Raw genomic sequence first — 12,346 nt, 5'->3', positions numbered from 1 at the left:
TGAGAACACCCGAGGCGGAAACTAAACAGAATACAGGAGCTTGTGGCCTCGGCGGCAAAGCCTTCCCCGCCGCGCGCGAAAAGGACAAAGCCTTTCGCGCGATCTCAATCAATATCTGAAACTCAATAAAGCAACATAACTCATACCGTGCGGATAGGGCTTCAGCTCCAGCGCACGGACTCGGCGGCTTCTTCAATGGCCGCTTCGTGATACCAGCAGCTGCCGAACTCAACTGGCTTGACGCGCCGCGCCGGTACGATCGAAGCCGCCTGCTTCACGATGCGCTGGCCATGCAGGGAAGCGCGTCCGCCCTTGGGGAATTGGTAGATTTTCGCTGACGGCCGAATATGCGTTTCAGTCATTTCCTCTCTCCTGAAGTTCTACCGGCTCAGTAAAGGAGCCCGGTTCGAAGGCCAGTTTCGCCTGATTATCCTGATGCCTCAATAAAAATCAGCAATTGCCCAAACTATGGGCATGCTAGGTTTTGTATCTTTGGATAGCATCCATCCCCGTGGTGAACGCCCGCACAGTCGTCGTGTTCCGCCACGGAGTCTTGGGGCCCTTGCGGGGGCTGCATTGAGAGGGAGATTGGATGCTGACTGGCGTGTCTCAAGAAGTGAGCGCGAGACCGTTCGCCGGAATAGCGTCCTCGATCACAGCGCCATCCGCCCTGGCGGCCAGTCCGCGGTGTGCGCACGAACTCTCCCGAGATGCAGGACTTCAGCGAAGCCCGGGCGAATTCGCGGTGCCGTCCGCGATCTCGGACTTCAGCGCCCAGGCATGCCTTCGCCGGTCGCAAACGAATTAGGAATTCCTCAGACGTCAACTCAGGGAGCAGCTAAGAATGACGAAGTATAGGCTTGAGTACATATGGCTCGACGGCTACACGCCGGTTCCGAACCTGCGCGGCAAGACGCAGATCAAGGAATACAGCTCCTTCCCGGATCTGGCTGACCTGCCGCTCTGGGGCTTTGACGGCTCGTCGACGATGCAGGCCGAGGGCCACAACTCCGACTGCGTCCTGAAGCCGGTCGCACACTATCCCGATCCCGCCCGCACGAACGGCGTGCTCGTGATGTGCGAAGTCATGATGCCCGATGGCAAGACCCCGCATCCGTCGAACAAGCGCGCGACCATTCTCGATGACAGCGGCGCCTGGTTCGGCTTCGAGCAGGAATACTTCTTCTACAAGAACGGCCGTCCGCTTGGCTTTCCCGAAGCTGGCTACCCGCCTCCGCAGGGCCCCTACTACACGGGCGTCGGCTACAAGAACGTCGGCGACGTCGCGCGCCAGATCGTCGAAGAGCATCTCGACCTTTGCCTCGCAGCCGGCATCAACCACGAAGGCATCAACGCTGAAGTCGCGAAGGGCCAGTGGGAATTCCAGATCTTCGGCAAGGGCTCCAAGAAGGCCGCTGACGAGATGTGGATCGCGCGTTACCTGCTGCTCCGCCTGACGGAAAGGTACGGCATCGACATCGAGTTCCACTGCAAGCCGCTCGGCGACACGGACTGGAACGGTTCGGGCATGCACGCCAACTTCTCGACGGCCTACATGCGCGAAGTCGGCGGCAAGGAGTACTTCGAGGCTCTGATGAAGGCATTCGAGGCAAACCTCGAAGACCACATCGCCGTCTACGGCCCGGACAACCACATGCGTCTCACCGGCAAGCACGAGACCGCGCCGTGGAACAAGTTCAGCTACGGCGTTGCTGACCGTGGCGCTTCGATCCGCGTCCCGCACTCGTTCGTCAACAACGGCTACAAGGGCTATCTCGAGGATCGTCGTCCGAACTCCCAGGGCGACCCATACCAGATCGCTTCGCAGATCCTGAAGACGATCTCCTCGGTCTCGACCTCGGTCGCCAAGGCCGCCTAAGACTTCAAATCGCGGCGCCGGCTTTCCAGTCGGCGCCGCGACTCTATTCAGGGCCCTTGCACGCCGATAACGGCAGGGCGCGCGTCAGCAGACGCACTCGCAAAGACAGCGACCAAAAGCTCTCTACAAAATCAACCGAGATTTATTGAAGCGCCGCGGACTTTTTGCTCGCGAGCGTAGCGCGCCGGGTGCGCGAGACGGCATGCTGATGCTTGCCTCTGCGCGATCTGCTTACGGCCGCCTTCTGCGGAGCAGGCGGAGAGATATCGGCGACGAGTTCCAGCGACGTCTTCGGCTTCAGCAGAACGACCTTATATCCCCCCGCCTTGAGCTTCGCGAGAAGCTCGGGCACGGCGTCAGCCGTCCACCCATGGATATCGTGCATCAAGATAATGCCGCGCCCGCGCGCCTTGAGACCGGCCATGATCCTCGTGATGACCGGTGCCGAGCGGCGCACGCGCCAGTCGGAAGAATCGATGTCGACTGCAAATTGCGCGATGTTCCGGCTCTTGAAGTAGTCCTCGTTTTCCTTGCTGCTCGACAGGTACGGATACCGGAAGAACGGCGCGACAGGCACGGGGCTGGCCTTCTGAACGATGTCGAAGGTCGCTTCGACCTCGCGCGTGACATCGGCCTGATCAAGGCGTGCGAGATTGGGATGCGTCCAGGTGTGGGTGCCGATCGTATGGCCTTGCTCCGCCACCTCCTTGACGACCTCCGGATGCAGGACGGCCATTTCGCCGACCATGAAGAAGACGGCCTTGGTGCACTCTTTGGCGAGGGCGTCGAGAACTTGGCGCGTGCTTTTCGGTGACGGGCCATCGTCGAACGTCAAAACGACTTCGCCCGGAGCCAGCAGATTGGGATCGCCGTGCGGCGACCCGATCCACGGTCCGCCGGTCGTATCGACCTCGATAGTGCGAGAAACGCCGAGCGCGCCTTCAGGGCAAGCATCTTCGGCGTAAGCAGGAAAAACGCAAAGGCCCGCGACGAGCACAATCGAAACAGCGAGGCTCAGATTTCGTAGTGGCTGCATTGGAAAATCCAGTTGATCAGGAGCCGGATGCATCCGGCATCACTTGGGAAGAGCTCTCGGCTCTGGCTTTGCAGCCGGCGTCATCTTGCAGGCACCCGCGGAGCCCGCTCTCGTATCAATCGGCGGCGAATATATCAACTCACACTCAGGACGAGCGAGGCCATAGGCCTTTGCGCATCAAGTTTAGTCTAAGCGCGGTGATGCCGTGCAACAGTGGGCTGGCACATGTCTAGTGTTTGCTATGGGTGCCGGGCTCGCCGATTGAGTGTCTACGGATGATTGCATTGAAAATACAAAACCCCGCCGGCGCACCTGAGTCTTGGCACGCCGTCGAGGATCCTCAACAGTCAGCGGGAGATCTACCAGCCGCCACAGCCGCAGCGCTTCGCGCCCCAGCCGCAAGCATGAGCAGGAGGTGCAATCGCACTGACAGCGGCGGTAGCCATGAAGGTAGCCAGAAGGGACATCGTGATGATCTTCATGATGGTGATCCTCTGTTTGCCGGAGCGAATGCTCCGCTTCGGCAACAGAGGGTCAAAAGCCAAGTTCCGCACACGGAACATTACCGGATCGGGTAGTTAACATCGGATTTTCTGAACATCCGCTCCGGGAAAACGCGGGCCGCAGTTACGGACGCACGCTGGGCCCGGTGTCATCGCCGCCGCCGACGCCGGCGGGCGAAGTCTTAGGGAGCGCCTTCGGCTCTGGCGGACGTCCCTTCGAAGGCTGGTCCTGCGCCGTCGTATTGTCCTGCGAGCCGTCCATCTGCGGAGATGTGACGGAGAAAAATGCAAGGGTGAATGCGCCCAGAGCTAGAACAGCAAGCGCTGTCGATATGATGAGTACGTAGAAGCTGCCCGTCCGGGGACTGGCTTGCCGAGCTTCTGTTGGTGTCTTCGCCACGCACGATTCCTTTCGTAATCAACCGAAGAAATACGCCAGGGCGATCAGAATGACAGCAATGTGGGCCACGAACAGAATTACGCCACGTACGAAGTCGCGATAAGTGCGAACGTGATATTGAAATTCCTGGACACTCGGCTCGTGCGGCTGCTTCTCGATGGCAGCGCGTTCGATGCCTTCTTCTTCCAGGACCTGCAATGCGGTCGGGTTGTCGGTGACAGCCATGATCGCCTCCCTAGCGTATAGAACTAAACCCCCAGTCTGAGCGGGTGTTCCCGGCATCTCTCTGAAGCTTCCTTCGCAGCGAGGTGCCCCGCCCAAACATCGCGGGCTGGGGCACCACGCGCGAGCGGGGTCTCAATAGGGGCAGTAACGCCGCCGATAGTAGGGACCGCCATAACTGTAATAATAATCGTCATCCCAGTAGGGGTAACCGACACCCCACCCCACACCTGGCCACCACCAGCCGCCACCTCCCCATCCGCCTCCATGAAACGGCCTGCCGCCCCCGCGGAATCCAAACCCTGGCCCACCGCCACGGAAACCACCGCCAAATCCTGGCCCGCCACCCCCGCGGAAGCCACCGCCTCCACCAAATCCTGGGCCGCCGCCGCCGCGGAAACCACCGCCTCCGCCAAATCCACCGCCGCCTCCGCCGTGGAAGCCGCCACCGCCCCCAAATCCTCCGCCGCCCCCGCCACCTCCACCTCCGTGGGCGGCTTCGGCGACCGAGGTCATCGAAAGGAGAGCAAGCGATCCCGCCGCTCCGATCAAAATCCGGTTGAATGTCTTCATTGAGGAAACCTCGCTGCTCGCCAGCCAAGAATTAGACGGTGTGCTGACAGTCATGCTGATTGTTCCATGGCGCCGCGGGCTGGCGAAAAGCCGTGGCAGGAACAGTTCGCTTGCTTTGGCTACCTGCACGTCCATCGACGTGAATGGGGCTGCAAACGCCATTAGCCCGCTCAGCAAAATGGGCTCCGCCGCACTTCGCAGTGTCATCGCCATGTGATGTCGTGCGATGAAACGCTGGGAGCTTGAAGGCGCGCGGGTTAACGCACGATGAGGCGGGCCGCTCGGACGCGATGCCTATTCGCTCAAAATTTTATGAGGCTTGGAAACAGAGTGTGGCGTGATAAAAAATCCCTCCGCGGATCGGCATAAATGCGGAGGGAAGTCGGTATTTTCTAACGGATGCGATCAGCGAAATGGCGTGTGAAATTCAAAGTTTCTGGATGGTGTCGTCGACAGCTTTGCGGGCCTTGTCCGCTTTCTCGGCTACAGCGCCTTCGGCCTTGCCTTTGACAGCTTGCGCGGCCCCCTTGGCCTGCAGCTTGTCGGAGCCCACAGCGTATCCGACCTTCTCCTTCATCTTGCCGATGACCGTATCGAACTTGCTTTTGAGACTGCCCATCGGACCCTCCTTGTGAAAGAACGCCACCGCAACGCTCAGTTGCGCTGGAAAGTTCCTCATGCTGATTGTTGCGAGTATGAAGGAGCGGTCTAAGCGGACCCCTGCGAGCGCAGCCGGGCGAACTCAGCTATGGGCGAGCCTGCTGGCGATAAGGCAATTCACGACCACTGAGACGTCCTCAGGCGTGAAAGGCTTCCCGATAATGGGCGTGTTTGGGTAGAGCGACCCGATCTTGTCTTGGCCTGCGCCTGTGCAGATCGCGTAGGGGATGCCCTTGCGGTCGAGTGCGAGGGCCAGTGGATCAGCCTCGCCGTCTTCCAGGAGATAGTCGACGACAGCGATATCGATCTCCTGGTACGTGAGAACGTCCAAGGCTTCTTGCACGGTCACGCTCGGCCCGATGACGTCGCATCCGTAGGTCCTGAGGAGTTCTTCAAGATCGAGCGCAATGAGCGCGTTGTCTTCGGCTAGAAGTACGCGCGGCGGTGCGGCGAGGTGCTGAAATGCCTCGGCATTCATCTTTTCCGATCGGCCGATCCGCATTCGTTAAACTCCGAAAACGCGACGATCCTCCTTTTTGTAAAATTAATCAATGTGTTAATTCCAGAATATAAGCCGGTTCAGCAGATGGAGTAAGTTCAGCAAGAAACTGTATCTCAGACATTCGCGTTAAATGCCGTCTTGGCGAAATTGAAGTAGAATTATCCGCCCGGGTCCCCAGAACTCGCCTGACGCGCCATGGAGGTCGCGATGAACGCCGCTGCAAATAGAGATGAACGCCTGCAGATAATGCTCGAACCCGACGAGTTACGAGCACTCGATGATTTTAGATACAAGTTTCGCCTTCCCAGTCGCGCTGCAGCCGTGCGCGAATTGTTGAAGCGGGGGCTGGCGAGTGAGCCGACGGGTGAGGTTGACGAACATTCCCGCTCACAAGATTTCGGCGTGTTGGGCATAGCGAACGGTAGCCGATTCAAGGATGCCGATAGCACTCAAGAAGAGTAGAAGCCCTATCGAACAAGTCCGCCGTCCAGCCCGGTTTCTCTGGCTTAGCGCGCCGATCTGCATACCTTCCCTCACAGCGGTCAATAAACTGCCGCTTCTTGCAATCAACATCGACCGGCCCCCTGATCGGCTGCTCCAGAGGAACGGCCTAGCGCTACCGCGCTCCAGCACCACCCATCATCTGCGAGCTTTTTGACGGCAGACTTCGATGGGGAAGCGGTTGACTTGGCTCCCGCATTTGTCCTCATTTTTTTGATTCGAACGGAACCGGTAAGGCCTGATTGTCGTTGTGACAGTACAATCTCCCCCCAGATTGTTGTCCCTGGCGTTATTCCCCCTTAGCGCCGTCCAGACGCCGGCTTCCCCCAAAGCCGGCGTCTTTCTTTTGGAGGGGGAGTACCAGTAAGCTAACGGGCGCTCGTTTTCTTTTTTTCGGCGTGCCCAAGCGATCGAGTAGATCGCGCATCGAGGGCGGAATGCCATCCAATTCGCGTTTGAAGATTTCGCGGAGTCGAGGCGTCGCGCGGTTATTGAATTCCACCAGCCAATCATCCTCGTACATCGTCATTCTCCCTCGCGGTTCCGGTTATGCTTAAAGACGCGCGGTGAAATGCGAGTTCCGTTCGGTGGGCAGCATATGTTTTTGCTTTCGAAGAGCCATTATTTACATCTTTGAAACGCGTATGTGCTTTTCAGAAATTGCATTGCTCTTGCTTTTACAAGACCAATTCGGTGCCGGAAATAAAAGATAAGCCGCTGGATCTTCGGTATTATTTTTTCAAGGCCTTCAGACCATCCATTGAGTTTGATTTCCACGCTTGGCGATGCTGTGCCAAGACGGCATGCAACGAAGGATTTGCTGCTGGCGTATGGACCTCATCGAGCCGTTCGGCTCATCACTCATGAGGCAATCCATGCAACGATTTCGAAAGTTCGTGGCCGTTGCCGCTGCTGCGCTCGCGGTAACGGCATTCTCCGTTTCGGCTGACGCTCGCGGCGGCGGTGGTGGCGGATTCCATGGCGGAGGCGGCTTTCATGGTGGCGGCTTCGGCGGACGCGGCGGCTACGGCCATTTTGCCGGTCACTACGGTGGGCACCATGGCCACCGCGGCCACTTCAGAGGCGGCCCGTTCATCGGCTACGGATTCTATGACGGCTATTACGATAGCTACTATGACGATGACGATTACGTCTGCTACTGGCGTCACGGCCGGCGCGTCTGCCGCTACTACGATTGAGACGCACGACAAGAAGCCCCGGTTGAGCCGGGGCTTTTTCTTGGATGCCAATCGCAGAAGATGTTTCGCCTGAAATAAGAGAGCCCTGCCATCGCTGGCAGGGCTAACAGGAACACGTCACCCTCACGCCTGGCGGTATCGGCTCCCGCTTTGCCGACCGTTCAAGCAGCGACGCTCTTCCCGCTGAAGGAGGCAGCGAATACCGAAATTCGGCGTCACAAACAATTCACAATCGAACGCGTTGTGTAACACTTGTGAATTCTCGATGCGCGAACGCGGATCGCCAAGGATCGGCGAACAATTCTGGACGATGATCAGAACGACTTTTGACCCGCAACCATCTCGGCAGGAACCCGCGCACGCGCGCGCGAAGACTCCCCACCACAAGCCGCCTCGATCGTGCGAAGCAGTTCATCGATTTCAAATGGCTTGCCGATGTGAGCGGTCATGCCGGCCGCGTAGCAACTCGCAATCTCATTGGGAAGCACGTTGGCCGTCATCGCAATGATGGGCACCTGGCCGTGACTTGGCGGCAGACTGCGAATTTTTTGCGTGGCCGCCAGCCCGTTCATTCTTGGCATCTGCATATCCATGAGAATGCAGTCGAAGATTTCCGAACTTGCGAGGGTAATGGCATCCGCGCCGCTCGCAGCCGTAACGGCACGATGGCCCGCACGCCTGAGCACGGTGGATGTCAGCCGCCGATTAGGCTCCATGTCATCGACGACGAGAACGTTCAGCCCGCCAGGACCCGGTGGCTCTTGCTCGCCCGATCGATCGATTGTCGCGCTCGAACGGCTGACGACGAGAGGCAATTCGAACCAAAATGCCGAGCCGACCCCGACCTCGCTTTCCACGCCGATCTCGCCATGCATCGCAACGACAATGCTTTTGCTGATTGCGAGGCCGAGGCCCGAACCCGCAAAACGCCGCTCATAGCTGCCGTCGAGCTGACTGAACCTGTTGAACAATTCCGGTATGGACTTCTGCGGTATGCCGGGCCCCGTGTCCTTGACCGTGAATGTCACGGTGACGACGTCGCCGGAGCGCCTGGAGCAGGTCGCTTGCACATCGACGCGCCCTTCCGAAGTAAACTTCACGGCGTTGCCGACGAGATTGACGAGCACTTGCCGCACGCGCTGCGCGTCGGCATCGACTGTCACTTCATCCAACGCACTGTCGATCTCGCCACTCAAAATGAGGCCTTTCGCTCGCGCCTCGACCTGCATCAGCGACAGACAGCTTTCGATCGTCGGACGAAGCAGAGTGGGAGCCAGCGACAGCCGGAGGCGTCCCGCTTCGATTGCAGAGAAATCAAGAATGTCGTTGACGGTGCTGAGGAGGGATCGGCCGGCATCGCGAACGATTTCCAGGTCGCGCGCGTCCTCCGCATTGAGGCCTCGGCGAGCGAGCACCAGGCTCGTATAGCCGATGACGCTGTTGAGCGGAGTTCTGATCTCGTGGCTCATCGTCGCGAAGAATTCAGACTTCGCCGCGGTCGCGCGTTGAGCCGCCTCGTTGGCCTCTTTGGCATCCTCGATGGAGACCTTGAGCCGCTGCATGACCGCAAGGCGCTCCATGAACATGCGCGCGTTCGTCGTGACGAGCACGACGAGGAAGATCAGGAAGCTGAACGCCAGCGCCGCCAGAATGATGTTCTCCCTGTCGCCGAGCAGGAGCATCTTCGTGATGAGCGGGCACAGGATGATGCTGGCGTAGGTGAGAGCCGCCGCCGGGATCGGCGCGAGCAACATGCTGCCGCTCGCCGACATGCCGACGGCGAAGGCGAGAAGGAGTGCTTCGCTCGTTCCGTTTACGGTCCCAATCCAGACCACTGTCAAAACGGACCACGGAAGCGCGAGAAGAACGGCGAAGAGCAGGGCGCTGCGCGCGCTGCGCATTTGATCTGGGCTAGAGATCTGGGGCGACATCGCGCGCCGCAATGAACGAATGCCCACGATGCCGCAGATAGCGAGGGAGAAAAGGATCCAGACAAGGAGGTGATTCCTCGGGCCCCTGTCCCAGAAGGCCGCCGCGGCGAGGCCAACGTTCACCGCATATCCGAGCATGGCATAAGGAGTAACGCGCGCGACCGCCACGAGTTGGTCACGGTGGACGCGCAGCTTATTCATCGAGAAGCGCCTCCATGTAGTTTTGAAGCGTGGCGACGGCGCGATCTCCCACCGGGCGCATTGCCACCTGGGCCGACACCAAATCCGCCCGCGCTTGCCGGCGGGCGTGCTCTCTCAACTGCTCGGCTGCCGACGCCAGCTCGCACAATCCAAGCGTGCCGGAGAAATTGATGAGATCGTGGCAAATGGCGTCGATCTGCGAAGGCGTGAGATCGAGCGCCTCGAGGTTCAATAGGCGCTGCCGAATTCCGGTTTCGAACTCGGCGATCACTTCCCGAAAGCTCGCCGTATCCAGATAGCTGCGCATACGCATCAGCTTGCCGGAGTCGAGTGCGGGCTCGTTATGGGTGATTTCGGCCGCAGGCATCAGAGACTTCATTGGAGAACAGGTTATGGTCTGACGAGAAGGCCGGCCATGCTTGTTCGGCGCCCCGGAATATCATCGCGACAATGCATTACTCTGAGCTTAACCGAGCCTTGCGTTACTCCAATTGCCAACACAGTGTTCATTTTCCGCCCAAAATCGAAGAGGCCGAAAGCTCTCGATTATAAAAGTTAAAGAATGAGCTCGTCGCTTCCAGCGTACCAAATGGCTCGCGCGAGGCTTTCGGTATGCCTCGAAGATCCGGGTGCACGAGCGTTAGGTTCGCTTGGAGACCCCCAGCCATTCTATTGCCGTCGTTAGGTCCCCTAATCGTCTGTGGGGAGTAAAGGGCGTCAGTTATGAAGTTGTTTGCGTCATTGGTACTGCCGGTACTGGCAGTATTAGCAGCGTATATTTCGCCGGTCTTGGCGGAGGCGGCATCAACAGGTCCGCAACACGCTCAAGAAGTCTCCGAAACTGTGACCTTGCCCTCGTTCGTCCCGCTCTCGGGACAGCAAAACTACGCATCCGCCCTGCAAAGCAAAACCAGCGCCGCAGCGGCCGCCCGTCATGAGGCGGACAAGATCAGTTCGCTTTTCGCCGGATTGACCACCGGATCGATCGACAGGTCTGAGCACGAAGCGCAGCTCGAAACGGATGCCGCTCCCATTGTCGCGACCGATCCGGCAAAGCCCGAAACGTCGTCCGCGCGGTCCATCGTGCTGGCGTCGAAGAAGTCGGCCCAGGAGACGGCTGAGACGAGTTCGGCCTCCGCGAAGACTGCGCGACAAGTCCCGCGTGCGAAAGGAAGCCGCAAAGCCAATCGCATTCCGCAAAAGGCAATCGCAAACGAAAGCCACGGCCTGAGTGCTGGCGCGAGCGGACCGCCGAACCTCGCAGCGGTCGCGAAAAACGTCAGCGTCGTCGATCTGCTGACGAACCCGGCTTTGTGGTGGCGCTGAGCCGGGCCCTGTCATTCGCTCCGGTCAATCGCTCATGAGCGGGCGTGGTTGAGGCGCGCGGAGAAACAGCTGCCGGTCTGATGTGGAGCTGACGGTCCCCACCCAAGCTGGTTGGCACCCTCGAAGTGGTGGCACAACTCAATCCGTTTTCAAATAAAATAATGTCCGGCCATTTGCGCGCGCGTCGCACATCCTGCTGAGCCAGGGAGCGGTCCCTCGCTCCTGCGCCGAAATACCAATTTTGCCTTTTTCTCCCGGGCGCCAGTACCAGCTTTGCAGAAACCGCTGGTTCAAACCCGATCTTTGGAGCATGCTCCGGAAAAAAATGAGGAAGTAATTCCCGGTGCGTCCAGGAATAATTTCCGTCCGGGACGGAGGCTTCACGTGAACGTTGCTGCGATCCTCAGAGCTTCACTGGTTATCTGCGGTGTCGTCGTCCTGGCTGGGTGCAACGCCCCGCATTCGGAAGAAGCCGAGGACCGTGAGGAGGCACAAGCCGTCGTTCCCCCCGCCGTTCGCACCATCGCCCTCGCGGCATCCGACGAGCCGGTGAAGCTCGAAGGCATTGCGACGGTTCTCAATCCCGACGTGCTCCTGCAACTCGATGCCGATATCCGCTCCGCGACGGTCGCCGCCAACTTCAGCCACGGGCAGCTCGAGCGCTTCAAAGCCTCCACCATGCTCTCCCGGCAGACGCTGGAGAATGCCATCCGCCAGGAGGGGATCGATGCGTCTCAGCTGAAACTGCTGCTGACTCGTCTCCAGCAATCGTGGGGCGACAAAGCGCCGTTTGTGGACGCAGAAGCCCGGCAGACCTTGATGGCCGACATTGCCAACGGGTCGCGCGCCGTCCTCCGCCTCGACTTCCCCGACATGGCGATCGACACGCCCGAAAATGTTCGCGTCATGCCTCTCCGGGGAGGGCGGGAAACGAAGGTCGACGTCATTTGGCCAGCGCCTTCCGGCAACCTCGCGATGCCGGGCGTCTCGTTCTTCGGCCTGATCAATGCCGGACCTGGGCTGCGTGCAGGGGACCGCGCGCGCGTCATTGCCGATAGCCCAGAGCGGCTGAGCGGTGTCGTCATCCCGAACGCCGCGCTGGTCGTCTACGCCAGCCAATCGTGGTGCTACGTCGAAACCGAGCCGCAGAAATACGAGCGCAAGCTCGTGTCGCTGGAGGCGCCGGTCGATGATGGCTTCTTTGTAAAGAGCGGCTTCGAGCCAGGCACGCGCGTCGTCGTCAAAGGCGCTTCCGTTCTGCTCGCGCGCGAGGCCGAGCCCGGCGGCTTCGATGACGACGATGACGATGGGGGATCTCGATCTCCGCCACCGTCGGCCCCGATCGCTGGAAAGACAAAGTCATCTGAACCGTCCGTGGCTCAGGGCCACACAGCGCCCGACGCGGACTGATCC

At 59.6% G+C, this 12,346-nt stretch carries 15 protein-coding genes; 6 read left to right on the top strand and 9 right to left on the bottom strand.

Annotation, left to right across the window (positions count from 1 at the left end; translation table 11 throughout):
• Window positions 1-161 precede the first annotated feature (161 nt).
• Window positions 162-362, bottom strand: coding sequence for a DUF2735 domain-containing protein (locus VFG26_RS07875; RefSeq protein ID WP_325023990.1), 201 nt, complete (start codon window positions 360-362; stop codon window positions 162-164).
• 482 nt (window positions 363-844) lie between these two features.
• Here VFG26_RS07875 and VFG26_RS07870 point away from each other — a divergent pair, with 482 nt between their 5' ends.
• On the top strand, window positions 845-1,879 hold the full coding sequence (locus tag VFG26_RS07870) for a glutamine synthetase beta-grasp domain-containing protein (protein WP_325023988.1): 1,035 nt from the start codon (window positions 845-847) through the stop codon (window positions 1,877-1,879).
• A 142-nt stretch (window positions 1,880-2,021) separates the two neighbouring features.
• On the opposite strand, the gene VFG26_RS07865 is transcribed toward VFG26_RS07870, so the two are convergent.
• The 3 genes from VFG26_RS07865 to VFG26_RS07855 all read right to left on the bottom strand — a co-directional run bounded on the left by VFG26_RS07865 (window position 2,022) and on the right by VFG26_RS07855 (window position 4,043).
• Window positions 2,022-2,915, bottom strand: coding sequence for a polysaccharide deacetylase family protein (locus tag VFG26_RS07865; protein WP_325023986.1), 894 nt, complete (start codon window positions 2,913-2,915; stop codon window positions 2,022-2,024).
• A 627-nt stretch (window positions 2,916-3,542) separates the two neighbouring features.
• Window positions 3,543-3,818 (bottom strand): hypothetical protein, encoded by a 276-nt coding sequence (locus VFG26_RS07860; protein ID WP_325023985.1) that lies wholly within the window; start codon window positions 3,816-3,818, stop codon window positions 3,543-3,545.
• A gap of 18 nt (window positions 3,819-3,836) precedes the next feature.
• Window positions 3,837-4,043, bottom strand: coding sequence for a hypothetical protein (locus VFG26_RS07855; protein WP_325023983.1), 207 nt, complete (start codon window positions 4,041-4,043; stop codon window positions 3,837-3,839).
• 556 nt (window positions 4,044-4,599) lie between these two features.
• Here VFG26_RS07855 and VFG26_RS07850 point away from each other — a divergent pair.
• A complete protein-coding gene (locus tag VFG26_RS07850; RefSeq protein ID WP_325023981.1) occupies window positions 4,600-4,830 on the top strand; it encodes a hypothetical protein in 231 nt (76 codons plus the stop codon).
• A 210-nt stretch (window positions 4,831-5,040) separates the two neighbouring features.
• Here the strand turns inward: VFG26_RS07850 and VFG26_RS07845 are convergent, their stop codons facing one another.
• Both VFG26_RS07845 and VFG26_RS07840 read right to left on the bottom strand, forming a co-directional pair.
• The gene (locus VFG26_RS07845) at window positions 5,041-5,232 is read right to left on the bottom strand and encodes a CsbD family protein (protein WP_325023979.1); all 192 of its coding nucleotides are present in this window, start codon (window positions 5,230-5,232) and stop codon (window positions 5,041-5,043) included.
• Window positions 5,233-5,355: 123 nt separating this feature from the next.
• Complete coding sequence (locus tag VFG26_RS07840) at window positions 5,356-5,775, bottom strand: hypothetical protein (protein WP_325023977.1); 420 nt, start codon at window positions 5,773-5,775, stop codon at window positions 5,356-5,358.
• A gap of 207 nt (window positions 5,776-5,982) precedes the next feature.
• Here VFG26_RS07840 and VFG26_RS07835 point away from each other — a divergent pair, with 207 nt between their 5' ends.
• Window positions 5,983-6,237: a hypothetical protein gene (locus VFG26_RS07835; protein WP_325023975.1), complete on the top strand. Its 255-nt coding sequence runs from the start codon at window positions 5,983-5,985 to the stop codon at window positions 6,235-6,237.
• Between the two features lie 328 nt (window positions 6,238-6,565).
• Here VFG26_RS07835 and VFG26_RS07830 read toward each other — a convergent pair whose 3' ends face one another.
• Window positions 6,566-6,799 carry a hypothetical protein gene (locus VFG26_RS07830; protein ID WP_325023973.1) on the bottom strand — a complete coding sequence of 78 codons (234 nt, stop codon included), beginning with the start codon at window positions 6,797-6,799 and terminating at the stop codon, window positions 6,566-6,568.
• A gap of 352 nt (window positions 6,800-7,151) precedes the next feature.
• Between VFG26_RS07830 and VFG26_RS07825 the strand changes: the two genes are divergently transcribed.
• Window positions 7,152-7,475 carry a hypothetical protein gene (locus tag VFG26_RS07825; protein WP_325023972.1) on the top strand — a complete coding sequence of 108 codons (324 nt, stop codon included), beginning with the start codon at window positions 7,152-7,154 and terminating at the stop codon, window positions 7,473-7,475.
• 314 nt (window positions 7,476-7,789) lie between these two features.
• Here VFG26_RS07825 and VFG26_RS07820 read toward each other — a convergent pair whose 3' ends face one another.
• Window positions 7,790-9,607 (bottom strand): ATP-binding protein, encoded by a 1,818-nt coding sequence (locus VFG26_RS07820; RefSeq protein ID WP_325023970.1) that lies wholly within the window; start codon window positions 9,605-9,607, stop codon window positions 7,790-7,792.
• On the bottom strand, window positions 9,600-9,974 hold the full coding sequence (locus tag VFG26_RS07815) for a hypothetical protein (RefSeq protein WP_325023968.1): 375 nt from the start codon (window positions 9,972-9,974) through the stop codon (window positions 9,600-9,602). The genes VFG26_RS07820 and VFG26_RS07815 overlap by 8 nt, the downstream gene beginning before the upstream one ends.
• A gap of 476 nt (window positions 9,975-10,450) precedes the next feature.
• On the opposite strand from VFG26_RS07815, the gene VFG26_RS07810 reads away from it, so the two are divergent.
• Together VFG26_RS07810 and VFG26_RS07805 are read left to right on the top strand one after the other, a co-directional pair.
• The gene (locus VFG26_RS07810; protein ID WP_325023966.1) at window positions 10,451-10,933 is read left to right on the top strand and encodes a hypothetical protein; all 483 of its coding nucleotides are present in this window, start codon (window positions 10,451-10,453) and stop codon (window positions 10,931-10,933) included.
• Between the two features lie 384 nt (window positions 10,934-11,317).
• Entirely contained in the window at window positions 11,318-12,343 is a 1,026-nt protein-coding gene (locus tag VFG26_RS07805; RefSeq protein WP_325023964.1) for a hypothetical protein, read from the top strand.
• The last annotated feature ends 3 nt before the right edge of the window (window positions 12,344-12,346 follow it).

Source organism: Hyphomicrobium sp. (genome assembly GCF_035687085.1).
Classification (GTDB): domain Bacteria; phylum Pseudomonadota; class Alphaproteobacteria; order Rhizobiales; family Hyphomicrobiaceae; genus Hyphomicrobium_B.
Note: the sequence above shows the minus strand (reverse complement) of the source record. Positions and strands in the feature narration are given on the sequence as shown.

What these genes read in the sequence shown, in the direction of transcription:
- VFG26_RS07825 (WP_325023972.1), top strand. Translation starts at nt 7,152, where the DNA reads ATGCAACGATTTCGAAAGTTCGTGGCCGTTGCCGCTGCTGCGCTCGCG.
- VFG26_RS07840 (WP_325023977.1), bottom strand. Translation starts at nt 5,775, where the DNA reads ATGCGGATCGGCCGATCGGAAAAGATGAATGCCGAGGCATTTCAGCAC.
- VFG26_RS07815 (WP_325023968.1), bottom strand. Translation starts at nt 9,974, where the DNA reads ATGCCTGCGGCCGAAATCACCCATAACGAGCCCGCACTCGACTCCGGC.
- VFG26_RS07865 (WP_325023986.1), bottom strand. Translation starts at nt 2,915, where the DNA reads ATGCAGCCACTACGAAATCTGAGCCTCGCTGTTTCGATTGTGCTCGTC.
- VFG26_RS07870 (WP_325023988.1), top strand. Translation starts at nt 845, where the DNA reads ATGACGAAGTATAGGCTTGAGTACATATGGCTCGACGGCTACACGCCG.
- VFG26_RS07835 (WP_325023975.1), top strand. Translation starts at nt 5,983, where the DNA reads ATGAACGCCGCTGCAAATAGAGATGAACGCCTGCAGATAATGCTCGAA.
- VFG26_RS07845 (WP_325023979.1), bottom strand. Translation starts at nt 5,232, where the DNA reads ATGGGCAGTCTCAAAAGCAAGTTCGATACGGTCATCGGCAAGATGAAG.
- VFG26_RS07830 (WP_325023973.1), bottom strand. Translation starts at nt 6,799, where the DNA reads ATGTACGAGGATGATTGGCTGGTGGAATTCAATAACCGCGCGACGCCT.
- VFG26_RS07855 (WP_325023983.1), bottom strand. Translation starts at nt 4,043, where the DNA reads ATGGCTGTCACCGACAACCCGACCGCATTGCAGGTCCTGGAAGAAGAA.
- VFG26_RS07875 (WP_325023990.1), bottom strand. Translation starts at nt 362, where the DNA reads ATGACTGAAACGCATATTCGGCCGTCAGCGAAAATCTACCAATTCCCC.
- VFG26_RS07820 (WP_325023970.1), bottom strand. Translation starts at nt 9,607, where the DNA reads ATGAATAAGCTGCGCGTCCACCGTGACCAACTCGTGGCGGTCGCGCGC.